The 25,579-nt window shown below is 68.1% G+C and carries 21 protein-coding genes and 3 tRNA genes; 19 read left to right on the forward strand and 5 right to left on the reverse strand.

What is annotated here, in order from left to right; genetic code table 11:
• From NL115_RS13775 to NL115_RS13810, 8 genes are all read left to right on the forward strand, one after another.
• Positions 1 to 2,211: a type II secretion system F family protein gene (locus NL115_RS13775; protein ID WP_254829928.1), complete on the forward strand. Its 2,211-nt coding sequence runs from the start codon at positions 1 to 3 to the stop codon at positions 2,209 to 2,211.
• Entirely contained in the window at positions 2,162 to 2,911 is a 750-nt protein-coding gene (locus NL115_RS13780; protein WP_434083998.1) for a class I SAM-dependent methyltransferase, read from the forward strand. Before NL115_RS13775 ends, NL115_RS13780 begins: the two co-directional genes overlap by 50 nt.
• 194 nt (positions 2,912 to 3,105) lie before the next feature.
• A tRNA-Gly gene (locus tag NL115_RS13785) sits at positions 3,106 to 3,176 on the forward strand.
• A 341-nt stretch (positions 3,177 to 3,517) separates the two neighbouring features.
• Complete coding sequence (locus tag NL115_RS13790; protein WP_254829929.1) at positions 3,518 to 5,350, forward strand: type II/IV secretion system ATPase subunit; 1,833 nt, start codon at positions 3,518 to 3,520, stop codon at positions 5,348 to 5,350.
• Positions 5,347 to 7,365 (forward strand): type II secretion system F family protein, encoded by a 2,019-nt coding sequence (locus tag NL115_RS13795; RefSeq protein ID WP_254829930.1) that lies wholly within the window; start codon positions 5,347 to 5,349, stop codon positions 7,363 to 7,365. The genes NL115_RS13790 and NL115_RS13795 overlap by 4 nt, the downstream gene beginning before the upstream one ends.
• 80 nt (positions 7,366 to 7,445) lie before the next feature.
• Positions 7,446 to 9,230: a hypothetical protein gene (locus NL115_RS13800; RefSeq protein ID WP_254829931.1), complete on the forward strand. Its 1,785-nt coding sequence runs from the start codon at positions 7,446 to 7,448 to the stop codon at positions 9,228 to 9,230.
• A gap of 69 nt (positions 9,231 to 9,299) precedes the next feature.
• Positions 9,300 to 10,001, forward strand: coding sequence for a response regulator (locus NL115_RS13805; RefSeq protein WP_350355251.1), 702 nt, complete (start codon positions 9,300 to 9,302; stop codon positions 9,999 to 10,001).
• The gene (locus tag NL115_RS13810; protein ID WP_254829932.1) at positions 9,998 to 10,618 is read left to right on the forward strand and encodes a DUF7504 family protein; all 621 of its coding nucleotides are present in this window, start codon (positions 9,998 to 10,000) and stop codon (positions 10,616 to 10,618) included. The genes NL115_RS13805 and NL115_RS13810 overlap by 4 nt, the downstream gene beginning before the upstream one ends.
• Positions 10,619 to 10,628: 10 nt before the next feature.
• On the opposite strand, the gene NL115_RS13815 is transcribed toward NL115_RS13810, so the two are convergent.
• Complete coding sequence (locus NL115_RS13815; RefSeq protein WP_254829933.1) at positions 10,629 to 11,480, reverse strand: HD domain-containing protein; 852 nt, start codon at positions 11,478 to 11,480, stop codon at positions 10,629 to 10,631.
• 146 nt (positions 11,481 to 11,626) lie between these two features.
• Here NL115_RS13815 and tatA point away from each other — a divergent pair, with 146 nt between their 5' ends.
• The 6 genes from tatA (at position 11,627) to NL115_RS13845 (ending at position 16,614) form a co-directional block, all read left to right on the forward strand.
• Positions 11,627 to 11,881: a twin-arginine translocase TatA/TatE family subunit gene (gene tatA / locus NL115_RS13820; RefSeq protein ID WP_254829934.1), complete on the forward strand. Its 255-nt coding sequence runs from the start codon at positions 11,627 to 11,629 to the stop codon at positions 11,879 to 11,881.
• A 47-nt stretch (positions 11,882 to 11,928) separates the two neighbouring features.
• Positions 11,929 to 12,243, forward strand: a complete 315-nt coding sequence (locus NL115_RS13825) for a Sec-independent protein translocase subunit TatA/TatB (RefSeq protein ID WP_254829935.1) — start codon at positions 11,929 to 11,931, stop codon at positions 12,241 to 12,243.
• 39 nt (positions 12,244 to 12,282) lie between these two features.
• Positions 12,283 to 12,355 (forward strand) — tRNA-Arg (locus NL115_RS13830).
• Positions 12,356 to 12,734: 379 nt separating this feature from the next.
• Complete coding sequence (locus tag NL115_RS13835) at positions 12,735 to 13,385, forward strand: hypothetical protein (RefSeq protein ID WP_254829936.1); 651 nt, start codon at positions 12,735 to 12,737, stop codon at positions 13,383 to 13,385.
• Between the two features lie 79 nt (positions 13,386 to 13,464).
• Positions 13,465 to 14,733, forward strand: coding sequence for an outer membrane protein assembly factor BamB family protein (locus tag NL115_RS13840; protein WP_254829937.1), 1,269 nt, complete (start codon positions 13,465 to 13,467; stop codon positions 14,731 to 14,733).
• A gap of 186 nt (positions 14,734 to 14,919) precedes the next feature.
• Positions 14,920 to 16,614, forward strand: coding sequence for an acetate--CoA ligase (locus NL115_RS13845; RefSeq protein ID WP_254829938.1), 1,695 nt, complete (start codon positions 14,920 to 14,922; stop codon positions 16,612 to 16,614).
• 482 nt (positions 16,615 to 17,096) lie between these two features.
• Here the strand turns inward: NL115_RS13845 and NL115_RS13850 are convergent, their stop codons facing one another.
• Together NL115_RS13850 and NL115_RS13855 are read right to left on the reverse strand one after the other, a co-directional pair.
• Positions 17,097 to 18,878 carry a GMC oxidoreductase gene (locus tag NL115_RS13850; protein WP_254829939.1) on the reverse strand — a complete coding sequence of 594 codons (1,782 nt, stop codon included), beginning with the start codon at positions 18,876 to 18,878 and terminating at the stop codon, positions 17,097 to 17,099.
• Positions 18,875 to 19,489, reverse strand: coding sequence for a hypothetical protein (locus NL115_RS13855; RefSeq protein ID WP_254829940.1), 615 nt, complete (start codon positions 19,487 to 19,489; stop codon positions 18,875 to 18,877). The genes NL115_RS13850 and NL115_RS13855 overlap by 4 nt, the downstream gene beginning before the upstream one ends.
• A gap of 193 nt (positions 19,490 to 19,682) precedes the next feature.
• Between NL115_RS13855 and NL115_RS13860 the strand changes: the two genes are divergently transcribed.
• Together NL115_RS13860 and NL115_RS13865 are read left to right on the forward strand one after the other, a co-directional pair.
• Entirely contained in the window at positions 19,683 to 20,741 is a 1,059-nt protein-coding gene (locus tag NL115_RS13860) for a nitrous oxide reductase accessory protein NosL (RefSeq protein ID WP_254829941.1), read from the forward strand.
• A gap of 184 nt (positions 20,742 to 20,925) precedes the next feature.
• The gene (locus NL115_RS13865) at positions 20,926 to 21,960 is read left to right on the forward strand and encodes a zinc-binding dehydrogenase (protein ID WP_254829942.1); all 1,035 of its coding nucleotides are present in this window, start codon (positions 20,926 to 20,928) and stop codon (positions 21,958 to 21,960) included.
• A 12-nt stretch (positions 21,961 to 21,972) separates the two neighbouring features.
• On the opposite strand, the gene NL115_RS13870 is transcribed toward NL115_RS13865, so the two are convergent.
• On the reverse strand, positions 21,973 to 22,728 hold the full coding sequence (locus NL115_RS13870; RefSeq protein ID WP_254829943.1) for an alpha/beta hydrolase family protein: 756 nt from the start codon (positions 22,726 to 22,728) through the stop codon (positions 21,973 to 21,975).
• A 101-nt stretch (positions 22,729 to 22,829) separates the two neighbouring features.
• On the opposite strand from NL115_RS13870, the gene NL115_RS13875 reads away from it, so the two are divergent.
• On the forward strand, positions 22,830 to 23,357 hold the full coding sequence (locus tag NL115_RS13875) for a hypothetical protein (RefSeq protein ID WP_254829944.1): 528 nt from the start codon (positions 22,830 to 22,832) through the stop codon (positions 23,355 to 23,357).
• A 48-nt stretch (positions 23,358 to 23,405) separates the two neighbouring features.
• On the opposite strand, the gene NL115_RS13880 is transcribed toward NL115_RS13875, so the two are convergent.
• Positions 23,406 to 23,480, reverse strand: a tRNA-Glu gene (locus NL115_RS13880).
• A gap of 219 nt (positions 23,481 to 23,699) precedes the next feature.
• Between NL115_RS13880 and NL115_RS13885 the strand changes: the two genes are divergently transcribed.
• Together NL115_RS13885 and NL115_RS13890 are read left to right on the forward strand one after the other, a co-directional pair.
• Positions 23,700 to 24,740 carry a DUF7544 domain-containing protein gene (locus NL115_RS13885; protein ID WP_254829945.1) on the forward strand — a complete coding sequence of 347 codons (1,041 nt, stop codon included), beginning with the start codon at positions 23,700 to 23,702 and terminating at the stop codon, positions 24,738 to 24,740.
• Positions 24,740 to 25,579, forward strand: coding sequence for a CPBP family intramembrane glutamic endopeptidase (locus tag NL115_RS13890; RefSeq protein ID WP_254829946.1), 840 nt, complete (start codon positions 24,740 to 24,742; stop codon positions 25,577 to 25,579). The genes NL115_RS13885 and NL115_RS13890 overlap by 1 nt, the downstream gene beginning before the upstream one ends.

Here is a 25,579-nt window from a genome sequence, read left to right on the forward strand (position 1 = left end):
ATGGCGGTCACGACCTACATCCCACTCATCGTCGTCGTGGTGGCGCTGGTGGTGCTGGCGCTGGCGCCGTTCAGCCGGACGATCGAACGCGACACCAAGCGGCTCGCCTACACGGCGTTCGGCGGCCGGACGGTCTCGGATAACGAACAGCGCGAGCGAACGCTTCGTGCGGCCGGTATCGGGACACCGTACCGGGTGTACGTCACCCAGACGTACCTGTACACGGCCGTGGCGGCGTTCTCGGGGGCCGTCCTCGGTGTCTATCTCGGCGGCTTCCTGGTGGAGTTGCTCGACCTGAACACGCTGACCGCTCCGAGCCCCGTCATCAGCGACGTGGCGTCGTCGCTTCCCGACTTCCTGCTGGCGTTCAACGCCAAACTGTTCGCGCTCCTCGTCGGCACGAGCCTCCTGATGGGGACCATCGCGGCGACCATCGTCTACGCCATCCGGTGGGCGATTCCGTCCGTCCGTGCGACCACGCGTGAGCGACAGATCGACGCCTCGCTCCCACGGATGGTCGCGTTCATCTACGCCCAGTCCCGTGGCGGGATGGCGTTCCCGGACGTGATGCGCTCGCTCTCGAACAACCGCGGCGTCTTCGGGGCCGGCGCCGAGGAGATGGCCGTCGGCGTCCGCAATATCGACGTGTTCGGGCAGGACCTCGTCAACGCGGTCCGGGACCTCTCGCGGCGCACGCCGTCACAGCAGTTCCAGAAGTTCATGGAGAACCTGACGAGCGTGCTCCAGTCCGGTCGGAACCTCTCGGCGTTCCTCGCCGACGAGTACGAGCGCTACCGCGAGCAGGCCGAGGAACAGCAGGAGGAGATCCTCGAACTGCTGGCGACCACGGCCGAGGTGTACGTCACCACCGTCGTCGCGGGGATGCTGTTCCTCATCACCATCCTGCTCGTCATCGGGCTCACCAGCGGCGATACCCTGGTTCTGGTCCAGCTCATCACGTACGTCGTCCTGCCTGCGACGAACCTCCTCTTCATCGCGTATCTCTCGGAGATCACCCAGCCGCTCCGGGCCAGCCGCGACGAGAGCGACATCGAGCGCGACGAACTGAACGCGCTGAACCGGCGGCTCCCGCGCGAGGCCGGTGAGGACGAGCCGGCGACCGCCCCCGACGGTGGTGAGTCCGTCGGGCACGCTTCGTCGGGGACGCCCGACGGCGGCGAGCCGGCCGACTACGGCTGGGCCGAGAGCCCACAGTCGAAAGCCAACCGCGACCGGCTCCGGGCGTACAAGCGCGTCAAGCGGGTCCGGTCGGCGCTCACCAGCCCCGTCGAATCCCTCTTCAATCAGCCGGAACTCATCCTGTTCGTGACCGTCCCCATCGCTGTGGGGTTCGTTCTGGCCCAGTTGCCGGGGGCACTGGAGGGCGGGTCCTTCGACGCGCGGGCGTTCGACGACGCACTCATCCAGGCCGCGCTGTTCGTGATGTCGACGTTCGCGGTCGTGTACGAGGTGGCCCAGCAACGGCTGCAACGCCTCGAAAGCGCCATCCCGGACATGCTGGAGCGACTCGCCAGCCTCAACGAGGCCGGCGTCGCCGTCGTCTCCTCGTTCGACCGGGTCCGTCGGAGCGACCTCGGCGAACTGAACGCCGAGGTCGACCGCATCTGGCGCGACATCAAGTGGGGTGCCACGGTCGAGCAGGCACTGAACCGCTTCGAGCGCCGGGTGCAGACCCCCTCGGTCACGCGGACGGTGACGCTGTTGACGAACTCGATGCGGGCCTCGAACGAGATCGGGCCCGTGCTCCGCATCGCATCCGAGCAGGCTCGTGCGGACCAGCGCCTGAAGCGCAAGCGCAAGCAGGAGATGTTCACCTACATCATCGTCATCTACGTCTCTTTCCTGGTCTTCCTCGTCGTCATCGGGGCCATCGACCGAGTCCTGATTCCGAACCTGCCGACCCAGAGCGCGCTCAGCGGTGGGGACGGGGCCGTCGCCTCGGCGCCCTCGTTCCTCCAGATCAACTCCGACAAGGTCGAACAGTACCGCCTGACCTTCTTCCACGCGGGCCTCATCCAGGCGATGCTCTCGGGGCTGGTCGGCGGGCAGATGGGTGGCGGCTCCATCAAGGACGGCATGAAGCACGCCAGCATCATGCTGCTCATCACCTACCTCGTGTTCGTCTTCCTGCCGCAGCCGGATGTCGGCGGCGCGACGGCGGGGATGCTGGTTCCGCTCCTCCCCTTCTGACGTGGCGGGCGACGACTCCGCGGCGACCCCCCCGGAACCCGCTACCGTCAGTGACCGCCGGACGGTGCGCGAGACCTACGACCACATCGCGACCCACTTCGCCGAGACACGCGCGCACCCGTGGCCTGAGGTGACCGACTTCCTCGACGGCCGCGGGGGGGAGACGGGCCTCGACCTCGGCGCGGGAAACGGCCGTCACGTCGAACCGCTCGCCGACCGCACCGACCGTGTTCTCGCCGTCGACGCCAGTTCCGAACTCCTCCAGGTGGGACGTGACCGCGCCGTCGATCGGGGATACCGCGACCGCTACCGGCCGGTCGCCGCCGACGCCGCCCGCCTCCCGCTCGCGGCCGACACGGTGGACCTCGCGGTGTACGTTGCCACCCTCCACCACCTCCCGGACCGGGAGACGCGGGTCGCGTCGCTCTCGGAACTCGCACGGGTCCTCGCGCCGGGCGCCCGGGCGCTGGTGAGTGCGTGGAGCACCGCTCACGACCGCTTCGAGGCCGCCGCCGATGCCGCCGAGGGGTTCGACACGACCGTCGACTGGACGCTCCCCGGCGGGCAGCGGGTCCCCCGGTTCTACCACATCTACGCGCCCGCCGAGTTCGACGCGGACCTCGCGGCGAGCGACCTCGACGTGGTCGAATCGTTCCTGTCAAGCGGAAATTGCTACGCTATTGTGGGTGTTAATCGGTAATTTCTGGTCCTGGTGCAGAATATCTGAAATTATACGAGAATATCTCCGCACTGGGGTAGAGGGGAAGTCTCTATCCGACATACGGCCACCGCTTTCGGACCGGTACGCACTTGTGGCCCCCACGACCAGACAGTGATGCGAGCGCCGGTGGTGACCGCCGAAGGCGGGAACCACGGGGCTCGAACGAAGTGAGAGCGCCGGTGGTCTAGTGGTAGGACACAAGCCTTCCAAGCTTGTCGCCCGGGTTCAAGTCCCGGCCGGCGCATGCCTTCTGTGGACGCTCTCGATTGCTCCCGACCTCGACCACCAGTCGACTCGCTGGGCGGAGAATCATGCACTCGGTTCGCAGCTGAACTGAGCCTCGCGACCCCCTCTACGACTGGACTGAACGGTGCATTTAACACTGCGGACCCGAACGTTCGCGCAAGTGTAACGTACCACATTCGTCGGCGGCGAGGGGTCCGGAGTCCAGGTGCGTATAAAGTACCGGGGTTGGCCGGTGAAATCCTCTTGCAGGTGACGGCGGATGGACAGGCAGGACCGACCTGAATGCTCGGACAGGTGTGGTGTCCGGGCGGGGACGGTAAAACACAGGAACGTGTGACCGTGAGCAGCGAAACAGACCAGAACGAGCCGAGATCGACCGAGGAGCACAGTGAGACTGGGCCGGAGGACGGCGGCTTCCAGTTCGACAGTGACGAAGATGCCGACGGAGCGGGGACAACGACCAGCGAGGGCGCCTCCGGGCGATCGACCGCTGGTGGTGGCCATATCGTCGCTGACCACCCTATCAAGGGTGAGATCCTCCGCGAGGTGCAGGAGTGGTTCCAGCAGGCGGACCTCGACGAGTCGTTCGCGACGCCTCCGGAGACCGAGTTCATCAAGAACCAGTTCTTCGACTTCTCCTACCTCGACGACCACGAGGAGATCGAACGTGTGTGGGTCAACCGCCCGTACGCGTACGTGTCCATCCTCCAGCGTCACGGGGAGGAGAAGCTCCGCTACCACGTCCACGAACCCGAACTGACGGAGTTCGAGGAGTACGTCAAGGAGGACCTCGAGAAGATCCTCCGGAACTCCCTGATGTACCAGGACCTCGACGACGAGGAGGAGCGCGAGGCGGTCTTCGAGCGGAAGGCCAAGGAGATTATCACGGACCACGCGGCCGCGACGGTCTCGGACGGGACGCTCCTGAAGCTGAAGTACTACCTCCTGCGGGACTTCGTCCATCTCGGCCCCATCGACCCCATCATGCGGGACCCGGCCATCGAGGACATCTCGTGTGACGGTATCGGTATCCCGGTGTACGTCTACCACACGGAGCATCGGGACCTGAAGTCGAATATCACGTTCGACGGCAACGACCTGTCCTCGTTCGCGCTCCGGCTGGCCCAGCGTGCGGGCGAGCAGATATCGGTGAGCGAACCGCTGATGGACGGCACGCTCCCCGACGGGAGCCGTGTCCAGCTGACCTTCGGCTCGGACGTCTCGACGCGTGGGTCGAACTTCACCATCCGGAAGTTCGCGAACGTCCCGCTGACGCCGGTCGACCTCATCAACACCGGAACGTTCAGCGTCGAGCAGATGGCGTACTTCTGGCTGGCCATCGAGAACAACCGCTCGCTCATCTTCTCCGGCGGTACCGGCTCGGGGAAGACGACCAGCATGAACGCGGTGTCGATGTTCATCCCGGAGGACTCGAAGGTCGTCTCCATCGAGGACACCCGGGAGATCACGCTCCCGCACGACAACTGGATCCAGTCGCTGACGCGTGACTCCATCACCTCGGAGGGCCGCGGTGAGGTCACGATGTACCAGCTCCTGCAGGCCGCGCTCCGCCAGCGCCCCGAGTACCTCCTCGTGGGCGAGATTCGGACCGAGCAGGACGTGGCGTTCACGTTCTTCCAGGCCATCGGCACGGGGCACACGGCGTACACGACCATCCACGCCGAGTCCGTCGAGGGCGTCCTCAACCGGCTGGAGAACGACCCGCTCGCGGTGCCGGTCCAGATGGTGCTGGAGCTCGACATCGTCTCCATCCAGAAGCAGACGTTCAAGGACGGCGACCGGGTGCGCCGGAACGACGGCGTGACCGAGATCCGCTCTGGCGACGACGCCGGCGAATCCGTACGCGCCATCGACGTGTTCCAGCGCGACGCGGACACGGACACCCACCGGAAGGTGAACAAATCCGCCGTCCTGCAGGACATCGCCGACGACCGTGGCTGGGGCGCGCGCGAACTCGCCGAGGCCATCAACGACCGCGAGGAGTTCCTCCAGTATCTCGTCGACGAGGATATCGACGACTACCAGCAGGTCACCGCCGCCATCCACGCCTTCGGCAACGACCGCGAGGAGTTGATGCAGAAGGTCCAGCAGGGCACGCTCTCGCCCGATGACCTGAGTATCGACGAGGAGGCCGACGAGCTCTACCGATGAGTTCACCGAACGTCGACGACTCCCCGATCGTCCCGGAGTACGAGCTGGAGCAGTACTTCCCGGAGCGGTCGGAACTGAGCGAGGAGGAGCGTGCGAAACTGCGCGAGCAGCACGGCTACTTCCGGACCTACTTCCGGGAACAGCCCGACCGGTTCCGGAAGCTCCAGCGCTGGCTCAACCAGGCCCGCTTCGGCGTCACCTACGACGTCTACCTGGCCGCGACGGCCCGCTACGCCATCGGCGCGGCGGTGGTCGGGCTCGTCCTGGGGGTGGCGCTCTCGGTGCAGCTGATGACGATGGGCGTCTTCGCGCCGATTACGGAGCTACCAGCGGTTGGCGGCGTCCTGGCGCCGGTTCTTGGGCCGCTGGTCGCCTTCGTGTTCGGGCTGCTCGGAATCACCGTCCTCGGCGGCGGGACGGCGATGGCCCGCTACTACTACCCACGGACGGTGGTCAATCAACGCCAGCGCAACATCGACGTGTTGCTCCCACACGCCATCGTCTACATGTACGCCCTGAGCCACGGGGGGATGAACACGTTCGAGGTCATCAAGGAGGTCGCACAGGCCGAGGACGTCTACGGCGAGGTGTCGCGCGAGTGTGACATGATCGTACGCGACGTGGAGCTGTTCGGGAACGACCTGTTCACGGCCATCCGCGACGCCCGGAACCTCACGCCCTCGGACAACTTCGAGCAGTTCCTCGACGACACGCTCTCCGTGCTCGACTCCGGGAGCGACTTCAGTACCTTCCTGTCCGACGAATCCGAGACGTACATGAACGAGGCCAAGCAGGAGCAGGAGAACTTCCTGGAGACGCTGTCTATCCTGAGCGAGATCTTCGTCGTGATGTTCGTCGCGGCGCCGCTGTTCCTCATCGTGACGCTGATGGTTATCAGTCTGCTCGGTGGGGACTCGCTCGCCCAGACGCAGGCGCTGGTCTACCTGTTCCTCCCGGCGGGGATGGTCGTGTTCATCGTCCTCATCGACCTGCTGTCGAAGCCGTACGCACAGCACGAACACGATGTCGAACTGTCCGAGGAGCAGGACGTGGCCCCGAGCGACGCGGCCGAGTCCGACCCGCACTTCGAGGAGTACGAGAAACGGAAGCGCCGCGACGAGCTGCTCGAACTCGTCCGGAACCCGATTTCGGAGATCCGCAAGCGGAACCCGCTGCTGTCGCTCGCGGTCTCCGTGCCGGCGGCGCTCCTCGCCGTCGGGCTACTCGTCGTCTCGGGCCAGCTCCAGACGAGTCTCGCCGGGATGGGACGGACGCCCATCAAGCACACAATCGGGTACGGGGTCATCCCGTTCCTCATCACGACGGTCCCGCTGACACTGTTCTACGAGGCCGAGCGCCGGCGGGAGCAGCGCATCTCGAGTCGCTTCCCCGACACGCTCAACATCCTCTCCAGCGCCAACCAGATGGGTATCCGGCTCGTCGACGCCCTGGACCTCGTCTCGCGCTGGTCGGAGGGAACCCTGGCCGACGAACTCCGCAAGGTCCGCAACGACATCACGTGGAACCACGATATCGAGGGGGCGCTGCTGTCGTTCGCTGACCGCCTGCGGGTCCCGCAGGTGACCCGGACGATGAAGCTCATCGCGAAGGGGTCGCGCTCCTCCTCGGACCTCTCGGAGATCATCTCCATCGCCGCCGAGGACACCCGCAACCGCTACCAGATCGAGCAGAACCGGCGCCAGGAGATGGCCGCGTACACGGCCATCGTCGCCATCGGCTTCCTGGTCTACCTCGCGGTCATCGTGCTGCTTGACACCTCGTATCTCCAGCCGATCGGACAGATGGCCACCGACGCACAGGGCAACACCGACCTGCTGACCGTGTCGACGGTTCCGGTCGACCAGTACCGGACCATCTTCTTCCACTCGGCGCTCATCCAGGGTGCCGGGAGCGGACTGCTCGCCGGCAAACTCGCGGAGAACGACGTTCTGGCCGGGTTGAAATACAGCATCGTCCTCGTGGCGATCGCGCTCGCGGTCTTCATCTTCATCTAACAATGGCAGACACACGCAACGAATGGCGGACGGAACGGCGCGGTGAACGAGCGGACAGCGGCTGGCTCGACGACCGCGGTGTGAGCGAGGTCATCGGCTCCATCCTCGTGTTCGGGCTGCTGGTCTCGCTGCTGGCCATCGTCCAGACGCAGGCGGTGCCCGACGCGAACAGCGAGGTTGAGGTGCAGCATAGCGCCGATGTGCAGGGCGACTTGGCGAACCTGCAGGCCGCCATCAGCCGGACAAGTGCCTTCGGTGGGACGGAGTCGACCACCGTCGAGACGGGGATGACCTACCCGCCCCGGCTGGTGCTGTACAATCCTCCAGCTGTGCAGGGGACGCTGCGGACGAACGATGTCCCAGATGCCCAGGTGGGCCGGTTCGTCGCCGCGGACCCGACAGCAAACCAGAACTTCAACCGGTATCTCCAGAACCCCAATACCACCTATCAGACGAACGTGCTCACCTACGAAGCGAACTACAATCGCTTCCAGGATTCCCCGACAATCAGGTACGAGTACGGGGCGCTCGTCAGTGACTACGGTAACCAGTCGACCGTCCAAACCGAAGGGAATCTGGTGAACGGAGACCGCATCAGCCTGACCTACTTGGAGGGCGGACTCCAGGAGTCGCAGGTCCGGCCGGCGTCGCTCACGACGTACCCCGTCAGCGCGCCCGGCCGTACCGTCGAGGTGGAGACGGAATCGAAGCCAGGTCAACTCCTTCTATCGACGGACATCGACAAACAGGCCTGGGTTGGAGAGATTCTGACGGATCAGATAGACATGAACGCGCTGCCGAGCCAGAACGTCTCGACCTGCTCGGAACTGAACGAGATCAACAATTCGAACCCGGCAGCGACGAACGACGGACGGTTCATCGTGGGCTGTGACTATTTCGAACCGTCCGGTGCGGATACGAATCTCCTGCTGCTGCAGTTCCAGACCAATTCGACCTACAAGATGCAGATGTCGAAAGTCGGGTTCAGCGCGAGCGTTGACGACCCACCCGGCCGGTATCTGGTCGCCGAGGACGCACTCACCGAGAGCGGCAACGTGACGTTGCAGCTCTTCGACCGGTACAACAACCCCGCGACGAGCGGCACAGTTGCCCGGGCGAATTTCTCGAATTCGGGAATCAGCTCGACCGTGGAGCGGAACTACACGGCTTCGAATGACGGCGAGATCACCATCGAGAAGCCCGGTGGAGCAAAAGCGTACTACATCAGCGAGGGCCCACACGCCTACGTGCCGAACAACGGTACCAGTTGCGTGAACTCGTCCGCCTGTACCATCAGCACGCGGTTCAGCGCCGGTAGTACTCCGGTACGGCTGGCGAACGCATTGCTCGTCGCGGACGACGAGGTACAGCTGACGTTCCAGAACCTCGGCAGCGACCGGAAAATCGAACGGATTAAACTCAATTATGCGACCGTCCACGAGCGCAAGAGCGTTCTCGACACGGCGAACACAGTCACCGGCGTCGGGAATCTGCTCGGAGCGCTTGTCGACGTCCAGTTCGGCGAGACGACGGCTACCGACATCGTGGATGGCCCGGAGGAAGTCACTGAGGTCCGTGTCGACAACGGTGCCACTTCGGGTAGTGCTACCCTCTCCAATCCGGCAGTAGAGAACCGAGTGAGCCGAGCAGCTCCCAGCTCGCTACCCACCCTCACTGGGGGAAGCAACTCGGCGGTGACACTCACATTCGACCAGTCGGTCAACAGTGGGACTCAGAACAACTTCGGGAACAGCGGCAGCCCGGAGGATATGCTAGAGGTCAGCGTGACCGTCACCTACAGCGACGGCTATCGAAAGACATACGTGACGCAGATTCACGCGCCAGAGGACGACGCTCGGCCCTGAGGGCCCGTCTTCCTCCAGCACAGCAGCGGAATTACTATACCCTGTCCGACGGAAGCCACAGAGAGATAGATGGGCTCAGATGAACCGACGGTACTGGTGGTGGAAGACGAGCCCCCGCTCATCGAGATCTACGCCCGGTGGCTGGAGGGGGAATACGAGGTCCGGACCGCACAGAACGGCTCCGAGGCGCTCGAGCAGATCGACGACGAGGTCGACGTGGCGCTTTTGGACCGGCTGATGCCCGGGATGTCCGGCGACGAGGTGCTGGCGGAGATCCGTGAGCGGGCGCCCGACTGCAGGGTCGCGATGGTGACGGCGGTGGAGCCGGATTTCGATATCATCCGGATGGGATTCGACGACTACCTGACCAAACCCGTCGAGAAGGAGATGCTGTTGGAGACGGTCGAGCGGCTGCTCGCCCGGTCGAACTACAAGGGGCTGGAGCAAGAGCTGTACTCGCTGGTGTCGAAGCGGTCGGCGTTGCAGTCTGCCAAATCCGCCCAGGAGATCTCCAGCTCCGAGGAGTACGCGGAGCTCGAGTCGCGTATCGAGGAGCTCCAGTCCGAGATCGACGCGGCCATGCCCGAGATGGAGAGCGGCGAGTTCGTCGCGATGGTACGCGACATCGAGTCCGGGGCCGGGGAGGAGGCGGAGCCCCCCGAAGGGGAGGTCCCCGACCCGTTCGCGGAGGAGTCGGACGCCGCCGAGGACGGTGACGACCTCGATGTCGACGCCGACGAGTCCACCTCGACGGAGGGTGAGGACCGATGAGCTACCGGACCACCGCGCTCGATGACGGCACGGTGGCATTCGACCAGGGGACCAGTCTCCTCGTCTCGGGCTCCTCGATGGACGTTCAGGAGCGCATCTACGACCTGCTGTCCGAGGCCGGCGAGAGCGACGAGACGACCATCCTCATCTCGACCGACCGCGGGGCCCCGGAGGTCGTCCGGTCGCTCCGCGAGCGGGACGCGTTCGACGCCGGTCGCGTCGGGTTCATCGACTGCACGGGTCGCGACGGCCCCGAGGAGGCTGCGGGTGCGCCGGTCCGGCGGCTCGGGTCACCGGGCGACCTGACCGGGATGAGCCTGGAGTTCGCGAAGCTCGCCGACCGGTTCGACGACGCCGGCGCGGGTGACCGTATCCGTGTCGGGCTGGTCTCCATCTCGACGCTGCTGATGTACACGGACGTGCGCACCGCGTTCCGGTTCCTCCACGTGTTCACCTCGCGCATCCGCTCGGGCGGGCTGTTCGGCATCTTCGCGATGGACCCGGGGATGCACGACCAGCAGACGGTCAACACCATCCGGGCGGTGTTCGACTGCGAGGCCCGAATCGCCGATGATGGCGACGTGGACCTGCGTGGCTCCGGGTTCGTCACGGAGTGACCGGCGCGACTCAGAGCTCGATGCGTTCGAGCAGCTGGCCATCGCCGTCGCCGTTCGTGTGGACCGCGACGATGCGGATCTCCCGTTCGAGACCAGAGTCCTGTAGCTTCGATTTGAGGAGTTCGTCGACCTGATAGACGCCCGCGGCGTCGGTCATCTCGATCTCCACGAGCACCGGCCGGTCGTCGCCGTCGTGGAGCGACACCCGGCGGATGGCCCGACTGGAGATGGTGTCGATGCCGCGGCCACCCTTCTCGTAGGGGATGCGCGAGCGCCCCCGCTCCATGTCCAGTGCGTCGGCGACCCGGACGACCCCGGCCTCGAGCGTGAGCGGGTCCTCCTCGGTGTGGTGACAGAGGATGGCGTGGAGCACCTCGCCTTTGACACGGACGGCGTCGGCGGTGTCGTAGCCGAACTCGGGGAGGAGGCGGTCGAGCAGGTCCGCGGCGAGCGGGATGGAGTAGTAGGGGTGCTCGTCGCGGTGGACGACGTGGCCGATGTCGTGCAGTGTCGCGGCCAGCGCGATGATGACCGCCTCGTCGGCTTCCTCGAGGCCCTGTCCGGCTGCGCCGTTGAACTCGACGCCGCCGGCTTTCAGGAGGTCGTAGAGGCAGAGCGCTCGGTTCCGGACGATGCCGATGTGTTTGGTCCCGTGGTCGTTGTACCCCTTCCGGGCGACGGGGTTGACGTTCTGTGCCTCGAGGTATGCCGCGATCTCCTCGTCGGCCTCGATGGTCTCCAGCACTCGGTTGACCCGTTCGTCCGGGAAGCTGTGGTCGGCCGTCGGGTCGTACTCCCGGCCGCCGTCGCCGCGTGACGGAGTCACGCGGTCCGCGCTTGTCTCGTCCGGCGTGTCGCTCATGGCCGGACCGAGGTCACCGCCGGCCAAAAGCCCCCGGGTGCCCCCGAGTGCCCTCCGCTGGACGCCCGCTCGCTGTCCGACCGCCGGGGAAAGACCTACATACCGATGAAAGACCTACAAGTGCCGCCACGCCACTGCCGGTCGTGATGCTCGAACCACTGCCCCTGTTCGTCGGTGGACTCCCCGGCGGACCGGAACTGCTCGTCATCCTGCTCATCGTTGTGCTGCTGTTCGGTGCGCAGAAGCTCCCGAAGCTGGCGCGCTCGACGGGGGAGGCGATGGGTGAGTTCCAGAAGGGTCGTGAGGAGGTCGAACAGGAACTCCAGGAGATGCAGGAGGGTGCTGCCACCGAGACGACCGAGACAGCCGCCACACCTACCGAGACGCACACCACGGAGTGAACCCGAGGGAAAGGCATATAATTCGTTGACAGCAAGTGCGTCCATAGATGCTCGACACATTCGTACCGCTGTTCGGCGGGCTGCCTGGTGGGCCGGAACTCATCGTCATCCTGCTGATAATCGTGCTGCTGTTCGGTGCGCAGAAGCTCCCGAAGCTGGCGCGCTCGACGGGGGAGGCGATGGGTGAGTTCCAGAAGGGCCGCGAGGAGGTCGAACAGGAACTCCAGGAGATGCGCGAGGGCCAGGAGAACGAGGGAGTCACTCAGGCCCAGGACGCCACCACGGGCGCCGAGGAGACCGAGAACGACACGGTCATCGGCGAAGCCGAGTCCGATACCGAGACCGATACCGAGACGAACTGACGGACACGCTTTTCTCACCGCCTCGCCCACCCTCCCGCAGGACGCGTGGCCTAGTGGACAGGGCGAGAGGTTCCTAACCTCTCGATCGCGGGTTCGAATCCCGCCGCGTCCGTTTTCCGTCGAGCGAAGCGAGGCGTGAAAACGACCCAGCGGGTTCGAACCCTGTGAGTCGCAGCCCGGCACGCGAGCGAAGCGAGCGCGCCCGGAACGTCTCGCTCCGGTGAGGATCCCGCCGCGGCCGCTCGTTCGTCGCTGCGCTCCTCACTCGCGGCCGCGGCGTAGTTCGCGAACGCTTCGCGTTCGCTCACTCCCGCCGTGGCCGCTGTCTGTCACGATCGGCAGCGAGTGATGCCAGCGACCGCGTCTCGACGACACAGCGACACCGGGAGCAGCTGCCGGAGGTTGACAACGTGTGACACTGCCGACGGGTATATACTCCTCTGTGCGTAACTCGGTCCCGTAATGTACCGCGAGGACGGGGTGAGGACGCCGTGAGTGGGACGGACGACGGACCGGTCGACAACGTAACGGAGGCCCTGCTGAACGGGTCGGCGTACGAGCGCCTCCGGCTCAGGCGGCACGGGTTCTTCGGCCAGCCCATCCCGCAGAAGCTGCGCGCCCAGAGCGGGTTGTTGTTCGCGCTCGCGGCGGTGCTGCCGCTCATGGCGGCGTTCCCGGGCGACGTTCGCGAGTCGCTGGGCTCACAGGTGCAGACCGCCTCGCCGAAGGTCATCGTCCTCGGGCTCATCGGCGGAGTGGTCGTCTTCGTCTGTGGGCTGGGGCTGGCGACCCTCGCGGCTGCGCGCCTGCGGCTCGACGGGGAGATGACAGAGGAGCGGGCGAACACCCTCCTCTCGCTCGAGGAGGTAGCCTCGTTGCTCGGCCTCGGCACCGGCGGTATCGCTATCGTTCTCACTCTGGGATACGCCCTGCTGGGCCACGGTGGGATGCGCGCGGTCGAGACCTACATCCGGCTCGCAGGGAAGAGCCCCTACGCCGCCAGCGGTGTGAACGTCACCGTCGCGGAGGTGGCGACCAGCGCGTTCGTCGGCGCCGTCGCGCTGTACGTCCTCGCACAGGCGATCCATCTCCAGTTCCGGCTCCGGCTCGATGCCACGGGTGCCGACCCCATCGAGGGATAGGACCGATACGCGCCGGGCGAGCGGTGACACCGGGCCGGCGAGGCGAAGGCAGAAGTGGGCGCCCGGAGTGGAGTCGGCCATGACCGACCGACGGGTCACGCCCTCCCGCCGTGGATTCCTCCGGCTCGGGGCTGGTGCGGCAGCGGCTACCGGTCTCGCCGGCTGTACCACGCTCGCCGACCCCGCCAGCTCCGACTTCGCCCGGGCCGCGGCGACGCAGTTCCGTGGCGGCCTCCGGCGCCGTGGGTTCCACACCGACGCAACCGTCCCCGACGATGTCGAGGTGGCGTGGTCCCACCCAGTCAACACGGGCGACCACACCGCCGCGAAGGCGAGCTTCGTCCGGGTCCCTGCCGCCGAGGTTCGGAGCGCGACGGGCAACGAGAGCGCGAGCGACCGCCTCGTCGTCCCGGGCGACGACGGGACGCTGCGGGCGTTCACGCCCGACGGCGAGCTGGTATGGGCCGCCGCAATCGAACACGCCACGCGTGGCATCCATGGGACGCCTGCCGTCGCCGAGGGCCTCGTCTACATCGGCGGGTACGACGGCGCGCTGTACGCGTTCGACCTCGGGAGCGGCGAGCGGGTGTGGCGCCGGAAGCTCGGCGACGCCATCGGCTCCTCGCCGGCCTACCACGAGGGCGATGTCTACATCGCCGTGGAGTACTACACCCCCAGCGGCGGCGTCTTCGGCGTCGACGCCGATACCGGCGGGGGGAAGTGGGGTGACCGCCGGGTGACCGACCACCCGCACTCGACCATCGCCATCGACCGGGACGTCGGCCGGCTCGTCGTCGGGTCCAACGACGGTTACCTGTACGCGTGGAGCTACCCGGAGCGGGAGTTCCAGTGGCGCTTCGAGACGGGGGACGCCATCAAGGGGCCCGTCGCCGCCTACGACGGGGCCGCCTTCTTCGGCTCGTGGGACCGGAACGTCTACCGCGTCGACCTCGCGGACGGCACGGAAGAGTGGGCGTTCGAGACGAACGGCATGGTGATGAGCGGCCCCGCCATCGACGTGGGTCGTGGTGTCTGTTTCATCGGAAGTCACGACGGTAATCTGTACGCGCTCGACGCCGGCAGTGGGGCCGAGCTGTGGCGCTACAGCACCGGCGGCCGCATCGTCGGCTGCCCCGCGACCACCGTGGACCGCGTCGTCGTCGGGTCGAAGGACCGCTCGGTCTACGCCCTCGACACCAGCGACGGGACGGAGGTGTGGGAACTGGAACTCGACGGCTGGGTCACCAGCGCGCCGCTCCTGACCGAGGACGGTATCTACGTCACCGAACGCGCGCCGGAGGGTGCCGACGGGCCGCCCGGCCACGCCTACGCACTGCGGCCGCCCTGACGCGCCCACGAGCACCCGTCACCACGAGCCACGTATCGCCCGCGGGCCTCTCATCGCCCACGGGCTACCCGCCGCCGCGGGCTGGCCGCTCGATGGGCCGTGCCGCCCGTCGGTCGAGGCGACCGCTCGGTGAGTCGCTGGCTCCAGCCCACAACTCCCATACTCACTCCCCGAGACTCGCTGTCCATGTGGCAGGTGATGCCGACCTACGACGACTACGAGGCGGCCCGCGCCGACTTCGAGTGGGACCTCCCCGACGCCTACAACCCGGGCGTCGACATGGTCCGGAAGCACGATGCAGACGCGACGGGACTCGTGGTAGCATCCGAGGACGCCGCCGGTGATGGTCCCGTCGAACGGTACACGTGGGGCGCCCTCGACGCGCACTCCGACGCGCTCGCGGCGGGCCTCCGCGAGCGCGGTATCGGGCCCGGCGACCGCGTCGGGGTCTGTCTCCCGCAGGTCGCCGCGACGCCGCTCGCGCACCTCGCGTGCTGGAAGGCCGGGGCGGTCTCGGTCCCGCTGACGACGCTGTTCGGCCGCGACGCGCTGGAGCACCGACTCGGCGACGCCGACGCGGTGGCCGTGGTCGCCGCCGGGAGCGTCCTTCCGGACCTGGAAGCGGCCGACCTGCCCGCGCTGGAGTCGCTGTTCACGGTCGATGCCGACCCGGACGCGGCCGACGAGGTGGCCGATGCGCTCAACGCCGCACAGGAGCCGTTCGATGCAGTGGCGGACGAGGCGGCCGCGGGCGCGTTCGACGCCCACGACGCCACCCCCTCGACCCGGACGGCCATCATGTACACGAGCGGCTCGACGGGCCCGCCGAAGGGGGTGCTCCACTCGCACGCGCTCTGGCTCGGGCGCGCGGCCGCCGCCCAGCAGTTCTTCGAGGGGTATCACGTGCGAGACGAGGTGCCGGCCGATGACGTGACGGTCTGGACGCCGGCCGACTGGGCCTGGGGCGCGGCGCTCGGCGGGACGCTGCTGGGCGCGTGGCACCACGGCCACCGCGTCGTCGGGGCGCCGCGGGAGTCGTTCGACCCGGAGTGGGCCTTCGGCCTCATGGAGCGCTTCGACGTGACCCACGCCTTCCTCCCGCCGACGGCCATCCGGATGCTGATGACCGTCGATTCGCCGACCGAGCGCTGGGACCTCTCGCTGTCGGCCATCGGCTCGGCCGGCGAGCCGCTCACGCCCGAGATTCTGGAGTGGGGCGAGGGACTAGTGGGCGTCTCGGTCAACGAGTTCTACGGCCAGACGGAGCTGAACCTCGTCGTCGGGAACAACCGCCGCTGGTTCGACGCCCAGCCGGGCAGCATGGGCAAGCCATTCCCCGGCTACGACCTCGCGCTGCTGGACACGGAAACCCGGGAGCCCGTCGCCCAGGGTGAGGTCGGGGAGATCGCACTGCGCCCGTGGGACCGGCGCGTCTTCTTCGACGAGTACTGGAACCGGCCGGAGGCGACCGCGGCGAAGACGGTGGAGTGCAACGGAGAGACCTGGTTCCTCACGGACGACCTCGCGATGCGCGACGAGGACGGTTACGTCCGCTTCCGCTCGCGTGCGGACGATGTGATTCTCACCGCGGGCTACCGCGTCGGGCCGCTGGAGGTCGAGCAGGTCCTGCTGGACCACCCCGCCGTGGAGCAGGCCGGCGTGGTCGGGGAACCGGACGAGACGCGCGGCGAGGTCATCGCGGCGTACGTCCAGCCCGTGGAGGGCTTGGACGAGGTGGAGTACGACCGGGTCCGCGACGAGTTGCGCTCGACGTGCCGGGAGCGACTGGCGGAGTACGAATACCCGCGCGTAATCCGGTTCGTCGAGGAGCTGCCGAAGACATCGACCGGGAAGATTCGCCGGAAGGACCTGCGGGAGTAGGAGCATTATAAATTATACACTCGTCATATTTTGTAAAATAGCACAATAACTCACCATATCTTCACATTGCAGATAAATTTGCCCATTCGATGAACACTCACGAAGCCCTCGACCGCTACGGTCGCGCGGCTCGCTGTGCGCCTCGGTCGCTTCGCTCCCTCGGTGCTTGCGTCGCCGTGCTTCCCGTAGCGGCCTCGCCCTTCGAATCCGCCAGGGCCGCGTACTGGTCAGTCGGGGCCGTGGGCCACGTGCCTCCCCAGCCGCCTGCGGTGCTCACTCCGCGTTGCTCCGTTGCGCGCCTCGGCCCTCGCGCGGTGCCGGCGGTCCCGGCTCCGGCGAGGTGCTCGCGAGCTGAACTCGCTCGCGGGAGCCGGAGCCGTGTCGCCAGCGCGCGCCGCTGCGACTGACGGACTGGCATGGGTGCGTGGAATGCCGGCCCGTGAGAACGCGGGCGGAACGGAAGTCGGACCGAGCCAGGTACCTCAGTCGTCGGCCGAGGCGGGGGTCGGGTTCGCGGGGATGGGGTCCGACACGCCGTCGAAGTAGCGGTCGGCGAGGTGTTCGGCGGTTCGGAGCGCGAGCGCCTGCCCGGTGTGGGTCGGGTTGGCGCCGCCGACACCGTTGGCGAGCGCGGAGTGGTCGGCGACGAACAGGCGGTCGACCGACAGCGCCTCGCCGCCCGAGTCCAGCACCTTCCCCATCGCCATCGAGGACTGCAGGTGGAGGAGGATGGGTGCGGCGCCGGCACGGTGGATGTGGTTCGCGCCGGCCTCGTCGAGCAGCTTGCTGGCGCGGCGCGCGAGGTCGTCGCGGCGCTCGTCGTCCTCGGGGTGGGGCGACCAGTCGATGCGGGCGACGGGGCCGTGCTCGTCCTCGGTGGCCGAATCGAGCGTAACGCCGTTGTCCTGCCGCGGCCGGTCGTCCGTGTGGCAGATGAGGGTGAGCATCCGGCGGTAGTCGCTCATCTCCTCCTTCAGCTTCGTGCCGGTGACCCGGCCGTGGGTGTCCCACGGCTCGCCGGTCGTGTCGTTCTCGAAGGCGAAGCCGTCGATGGACTCGGAGAACATCACCGAGGCGGTGATGCCGGGCGCGAAGGTGTTGACCGCGATGCCGCCCTTGCCGGGCACGTCGAGCCGGGAGCCGGCAGCCTGGCCCTGGTGTGGCTCGACCTTGCGCTGGCCGATGACGTCCTCGAGCGTGTCCGAATCGAACGTGCCCGAGACGAAGTCGAAGTGGTGTGTGGTGAGGCCCTTGCCGACCCAGCCGTCGTCCGGAAGCCCCGAGTTGAGCCACAGTCGCGGCGTCTCGATGCAGCCCGCGGCGAGCACGACGGCGTCGGCGAACACGCGGCGCGTGCGTCCGGTCCAGGTGTCCCGATACTCGACACCGCAGGCCTCGAGCGGCCCGGGGCCGGCGCGCGTGAGTACCTCGGTCGCGAAGGCGTTCGGCCGGATCTCGACGTGCCCCGTCGCGAGCGCCTTCGGCACGAGCGACGTGAGCGAGCCACGCTTCGCCCGCTCCTCGAAGTCCGCACCGCGCGGATGGGGCCCACCCTGGTGCTCGTGGCAGGCGAGCGTGTCGCCCGACACGTCGCGGAAATCGCCGTCGTAGTCGCCGTCCCGTCGCAGGGCCTCGTCGGGCTGGTGGATGGCGTTCGGGAACGGCCGGTAGCCCTCGTCCTCGACGTTCAGGCCCGTCGTGAGGTCGTACCCCGACCGCCGCGCGCCCTCGAAGAACAGCTCCGCTTTGGGCGTCGTCGGTGCCGGCTTCACCGGGTGGACCGACTCCAGATGCTGGTAGTACGGCACCAGGTCGGCGTAGTCGATGGGCCAGTGTGGTTGCTCGTTGATGGACGGGACGAACGCCCGCGGGTGGTTGCCGTAGTAGTGCAGCGTCGTGCCGCCGACGCCGGCCACCTGCGAGATGACGCCGGTCTGTGGGACCGTCCGGGCCCACGGCGCGCGCTCGGCGTCGGCCGGGCCCCAGCGCAGTTTGCCGTCGACGGGACTCCCCATGTCGCCCTCGCGGGCCGTGAACTGCTGGTCCAGCAGGTCGCCCGAGAGGTCGTCGGTGGAGGCAGAGGCGGTGTTGCCACGCTCGCTGTGGGGCGCCGGGAACTGCTCGTTCCCGTGGAACGGCCCCGCCTCGAGCAGCAGCACGTCGATACCCTGCTGGCCGAGGCGCCACGCCAGCGCCGGCGCGTCACCGCCCGCCCCGACGACGACCACGTCCGGGTCGCTCATGTCGGCCCCCGAACCGGTCATTCGGCGTCGCCCTCCTCGGCGTCCGCGCCGTAGTCGTTCTCCTCGAACTCGTCGACCTCGTAGCCCATGTGGACGGCGTATCCGTCGGCGGGACCGGGGTAGTCGGCCTGTTCCCAGCCCTGGGGCCGCTCCGAGTCGTCGCCCCAGTCGCTGTACGCCGCCATCGCCGTGATGAACAGCGCACCCTGCATCAGGTAGGCGACGATGCCGATGGGCGCGTCGTACGTCTCGTCGAGGCCCGGGACGACGCCGTCGGCCTCCAGCAGGCGGATGGCCCGCATCCGGTCCTCGCGCGCGAGTCGGGAGAACGGCCCGCCCGCGAACCGCTCGTCGGGGGACTGGAGCGGCGCCTCGCGCTCCCGCTTCAGGATGAGTTCCAGCGCGCCGACATCGAGCAGGAGCGCCAGCAGCGGCGCGAACGGCATCGTCTCGTAGCCCAGCGACCGGATGGGCCCCTCGGGCGCCTCCTGCAGTTCGTTGAACGCTGTCTCGACGGTCTCGTCGAGGTCGATGTCCAGCGCCCCGGCCGCCTGCACGTCGTCCCCGACGGCCGGCGTCTCCGGAACCACCGCGTCCACCAGCGCCGCGATGGTACCGCGAGCGTAGCTCATGACCACGCCCTCCCGCGACGCGTGCGTCTGTTTCGCATATGCCACGCCTACGACCGTCCCTGATTAAAGGCTTCTATCGTCCATTCGAGCGGGGTTCTTGTCACCGGCCCGGGGGACGAGTCGGTTCCGCCGATAGCAGAATTTCGGGAATTGTACCAGACCGTAAATACATCTCGCAGCCGTAGGTTCACACATGAGACGCCTCTCTCGACGAGCCGTACTCGCAACGGCTGCTGGAGCGGCCACAGTCGGGCTCGCGGGCTGCACCGGCGACGGGGACTCGGATGGAGACGATGACACCGGCGGCTCTCCGACCCCGACGGGGACCCCGACCGGTACCGAGCAGCCGGACCTCACGGAGCCGGTGACCGTTCCCGAGGACGCCTCGTGTGCGGTCTGCGGGATGAAGCCGGCGGAGTTCCCCGAGTGGAACGGCCAGCTCGCCCACGAGGACGGCGAGCGCGTCCACTTCTGTACCTCGGGCTGTCTGTCCGCCTACCACGCCGCCCCCGGTCACTTCCGGGAGGGCCGGACGTGGGACACCGTCGTGGCGGCCTGGGTTCGCGACTACCGCACGACCGAACTCATCGACGCGACGACGGCCCACTACGCGCTCGAACTGGACACCGAGCGGGTCGACGACCCGATGATGAAGAACCCGCTCCCGTTCGCCGACCGCGAGGACGCGGTGGCGTACGTCGACCAGTACGACGACCTCGGCGAGCAGGACATCGTCGGGCTGGCCGCGTTCGACGTGCCGCTCGCCCGGAAGTACCGGGGCCGTCTCCTCCCGGAGCCCGACGAGCCATCGGCGCTCGACCGGGCACCCGTTCCCGAGGACGCCGAGTGTAGCGTCTGTGGCATGGCGCCCGCGAAGTTCCCCGAGTGGAACGGCGAACTCTCCTTCGAGGACGGCGAGCGGGCCCACTTCTGCTCACCGGGCTGTCTGGCCGCGTACTACGCCACCCCCGGCCACTTCGACGACGGGCGCGCACAGGACGACGTGCTGGGAACCTGGGCGCACGACTACGACACGAAGGACTGGGCCGACGGCTTCGACGCGAACTGGGTGCTGGAGACGAACGCCGACCGCATCGACGCACCGATGGGGAAGAACCCGCTCCCGTTCGCCGACCGCGAGGACGCACTCGCCTACGTCGACCGGTACGACGACCTCTCGGAGGCAGACGTGGTTCCGCTGACCGCGTTCGACAGGGACCTCGCGGAGACGTACCGCGGCAAGTTCTTCTGAGTCGGCAGGTCTCGCCCATCCGCGGTCCCGGCCGGGTCACTCGTCGACCGCCAGCACGGATTCGAGACACTCACCACGTCGCTGCCGGCCGGCGACGCGTCCGTGTGGGGCTGTGCGTTCCCCCCGGCGTTCACCCTCTGGGGCCCCACGGAGCCCTTTTCACGGCACCGCGCGACAGGCCGGTATGCGCGCCGCCGTCTTCCACGGTCCCGGTGACATCCGCATCGAGGACCGCCCGAAGCCCGAGGTCGAGGGGCCCCAACACGCCGTCGTCAGCGTCACGCACACCGCCATCTGCGGCTCGGACCTCTGGTTCTATCGGGGGCAGAGCGACCGCGAGCAGGGGAGTCGGGTCGGCCACGAGCCGATGGGCATCGTCGAGGCCGTCGGCGAGGACGTGGTCTCGGTCGAGCCCGGCGACCGCGTGTTCGCACCCTTCGTCCAGTCCTGCGGGGCCTGCGAGTTCTGCCGCAAGGGCCTGCATACCTCCTGCGTGAACGGCGGCTCCTGGAGCGGCGAAGACGGTGGCGCCCAGGGCGAGTACGTCCGGGCGACCCACGCCGACGGCACACTCGTCCGGGTCCCGGACCGCCACGCCGACGACGAGGCCGTCCTCCGCTCGGTGCTGCCGCTGACCGACGTGATGGGCACGGGCCACCACGCGGTGGTCAGTGCGGGCGTCGAGCCCGGCGACGACTGCGTGGTGGTCGGTGACGGTGCGGTCGGTCTGTGTGCGGTCGCGGCGGCGCGGCGCCGCGGTGCCGAACGGGTCGTCGCGATGGGTCACCACGAGGACCGGCTGGCACTCGCGGAGGAACTCGGTGCGACCGACACTATCGCCGCCCGGGGCGAGGCGGCAGTCGAGGCCGCCCTCGAACGGACTCACGGCGGCGTGTCTCACGTCGTCGAGGCGGTCGGCGCGGCGAGCGCGATGGAGACCGCCGTCGAGGTGTGCCGCCCCGGCGGGACGGTCGGCTACGTCGGCGTCCCGCACGGGATGGACGGGCTGGACCTCTACCCGCTGTTCGGCGACAACGTCACCCTCCGGGGTGGCGTCGCGCCGGTCCGGGCGTACGCCGACGACCTGCTGGCCGATGTCCTGCAGGGGACGCTCGACCCGTCGCCGGTGTTCACGGAGACGGTGTCGCTGGACGGCGTGCCCGAGGGCTACCGCATGATGGACGAGCGCGAGGCAGTCAAGGTGCTCGTGGAGGTCTGAGGCGCTGCTCCGTCAGTCGAGCCGGGCCAGCCAGTCGAACAGCCGGTCGCGCATCTGTGCCTCCGCCTCGCGGGAGAACCGGTGCCCCTCATCGGCCACCGCCCACAGCGCGGCATCGGTGTCGAGAGCGCCGACGGCGTCGAGGCTGTCCGCCAGCGGAACGGAGTCGTCGTCCCGCCCGTGGAACACGGCGACGGGCACGTCGAGCCGGTCGGCCACGTCGCCGAAGTCGTAGCCCGCGAGGTCGTCGACGAGGCGCTCGTCGACCGGGAACCCGGGGGCGTACTCGACCTCGCCCTGCGTGCGGACGGCCTCGGCGAGTGGGTCGAACGCTCGTCCGTGGGTGACCGGCGCACGGGTCGCCACTGCCGTGACGCGCTCGTCCGGGGTGCCGTCGCCCCTGGGTCCGCCGCCGGCAGCCGCGTGGAAGGCGGTTTTGCCGCCGAAACTGGAGCCGAACAGGACCACCGAGCCCTCATCGGGGACGAGGTGGTCGAGGACCGCCCGGAGGTCCGCGATGCGCGCCGAGAGCGTCGCGGCGGCGAACGCGCCGTCGGCATCGCCACAGCCACGGAAGTCGAACCGGACGCCGTGGTAACCCTCCGCGACCGCACGCTCGCACCGGCCCTCGTAACTGCCGGTCCTGTCGCTGGCGAAGCCGTGACAGCAGACGAACCAGTCGGCGGCCGGGTCGGGGGCCGGGTGGTGGACGGCGACGAGCGACTCCCCGTCGGCGACGGGGATGGTGTGATGCTCCGTGTCGGTCATCGTCTGGAGGTGGCAGGGAGAGGTGGTAGGCGTTGGGCTCTTTCGACAAGTGGTCGCCATCGGTCTAAACTTCTTAAACGATGCCGCAGCAGAAAGCACCGATGTCAGATTGGTTCGAGACGGCTGGCGAACGCGGCGTTCTGGAGCTGATGCGGCGGGACGGGAGCTGGTACGTCGCCGAGCCATCACCGGAGGCGACGGTGAAGGTACTCGGCACCGCGTCTGGAACGGGGGAGGAGGACCAACCGGCACGCCGGCGGCTGCGGGGAACCGTGTCGAGCTACAAGCGGGGCGCCGACAGTCACCCGGATATGCTGTTCCTGACCGACGTGGCGACCGCGCCCGACACGGAGACGGGAAGCGTTCCAGCGACAGAGGATGGACCGACCACCTCGGACGATGAATCGACGACTGGGTCAGCCAACGGGACAGCACCGACGACATCGCATGGGGGCGAATCGCCGCTCGAACGTATCGCGCGTGAGCACCTCGACGATCACGAGGTCAGAATCGAGGGGGAGGAGGAATCGCTGGTCGGCAGTGCGCGCCGGCGAGCCAGCGACCGACAGCGAGCACCCGCTATCGACCCACGGCTGCAGGGCGAGGACAGCGATATCAGCGGGGGATGAGTTGCCGAATCCGTGACAGGGACGACAGGACGGGCGTGAGAAGTCGGATGCTCCGGCGGGGATTTGAACCCCGGTCATTGCCTCGAGAGGGCAATATGATTGGCCGGACTACACTACCAGAGCGCGTTTTCTCGTAACCGACTGGCCTTATTAACGGTTCCGCTTCCCCGACGCCGTGCCCCGAATCCACATGGCGTAGCTGGCTCCGGAATCCGTGGCGGGTCGGCCCGCCGTCGGGCGACCGGCGCCGGTACGACGCACGCGGAGCGGGGGGTTCAGGCCGTGGCTCCGACCGGGAGAATCACCACCCACTACTAAATCAGACGGCGTGAAACCCCCGCTATGGCCCTCCATGCCCTGGACGACCTCGAGGATGCCCTCGCTGCCACGAGGTCGTTCCTCACCCCGATCGAACCGCGGACCTGGCTGAAACTCGCCCTGATCGCGTTCTTCGTCGGCGTCCCCGGCGCCAACTTCCCCGGGTTCCAGGCTTCCGGCGGCGGGAACGGCGGCGGCGAGTTCGTCCCGCCGGGGACCATCTCGAACGTCGATGTCGGGCCACAGCTATGGCTCGTCGTGGGGGCCGTCGTCGCTGCCGTCCTCCTCCTGGGGCTGGCTTTGCTGTTCGTCTCGTCGGTGATGGAGTTCGTCCTGGTTGACACGGTGCGGTCGGAGACGGTCGCGATTCGCCGGTACTGGTCCGACCGGTGGCGCCAGGGCGCCCGCCTGTTCGGCTTCCGGCTGGTGCTCGGGGTCGTCGTCCTCGGGAGCTTCCTGCTCGTCATCGGTCCGGTCGTCCTCTCGGCGCTGGACATCGGGCCGGCCAGCATCGGCGTCTCGCTCGCGCTCCTGGTCCTCCTCGTCCCGGTGTTCCTGGTCCTTGCCCTCGCCGCCGCCCTCGTCAACGCGTTCACCACGGCCTTCGTCGTCCCCATCATGCTCCTGGAGGACCGTGGCGTCGTCGCCGGCTGGCGGCGGCTCTGGCCGTCCGTCAGGAGCGAGTGGAAGCAGTATCTCGCGTACGCCGTCGTCGGCTTCCTCCTCTCGGCGACCGGCGGCGTCCTCGTCGGCATCGCCGTCCTGCTGGCAGCCCTCGTCCTCCTCATCCCGTTCGGCATCCTGTTCGCCATCGGCTTCGGCGTCTTCCTCGTCGTCCCGCCGGCCGGCATCGCCGTGTTCGCCGTCGTCGGGCTCCTGTTCGCGCTGGCGGTCCTCACTGCCGTCGCGCTGGCGCAGGTCCCCGTGGTGACGTATCTGCGCTACTACTCGCTGCTGATTCTCGGCGACATCGAGCCGGACCTCGATGTCATCCCGGACCAGCGGGCGGCCGTGCGCGCGTCGGACGCGGACGACTCGGACCCCGACCCGGAGGCAGGAGTCTGATGACCGAAGCAGCCACCACGCGAACGGGCAGCGGCGCCGGGAGCGGGGGCAGCCGGCTCCGTGGCTGGGCCGCGCTGTTCGGTCTCGGGATGGTCGGTGTCGTCGCGCTGGCAGTGACTGCAGCCCGGTCGCTCCAGGGCACGGCCGGGCTGGAGGGGCTCTCATACCCGGCCCTGGTCGTCGTCGCGGCAGCCAACTCCACGGTCCTGCTCGCGGTGTTCGTGACGCTCGGCGTGGTGACCGCTCCCCGCGTCGGTCTACACTCGCACGTCTATCGGTGGGCGACCGGTCAGCCACCAGAGTGGTCGGCGTTCCGCGAGTCGCTCCCGCTGGCCATCGGCCTCGGCGTGGCGAGCTTCGTAGCGGTCGCCATCCTCGAGGCCGCGTTCTCGCCGTTCGTCAGCCTCACCACGGGGGCGGTCCTCTCGGACGCCGAGACCCTCCGGGCACTCGCCGAGTCGATCCCACTCCGGCTCCTCTACGGCGGTATCACCGAGGAACTGCTCCTCCGCTGGGGTACGATGGCGCCGCTGGCGTGGCTGTTCTGGCGAGTCGGAGCACAGGTCGGAGACGGGCGCGAGCGCCCCTCCGATACGGTCGTGTGGGCAGCCATCGTCGGGTCGGCCATCCTGTTCGGGCTGGGCCACCTGCCGACCCTGCTGGCCACCGACGAGGCGAGCGTGGCGCTCGTCGTCCGGACGGTGGTCCTCAACGCGGTGGCTGGGGTCGCGTTCGGGTGGCTGTTCTGGCGCCGGTCGCTGGAGGCCGCGATGGTGGCCCACGCCAGTTTCCACGTCGCACTACTCGTCGCCTCGACCGTACTCGTCGTGGGGTTCTGA

The sequence above is a fragment of the Haloglomus salinum genome (assembly GCF_024298825.1).
Classification (GTDB): domain Archaea; phylum Halobacteriota; class Halobacteria; order Halobacteriales; family Haloarculaceae; genus Haloglomus; species Haloglomus salinum.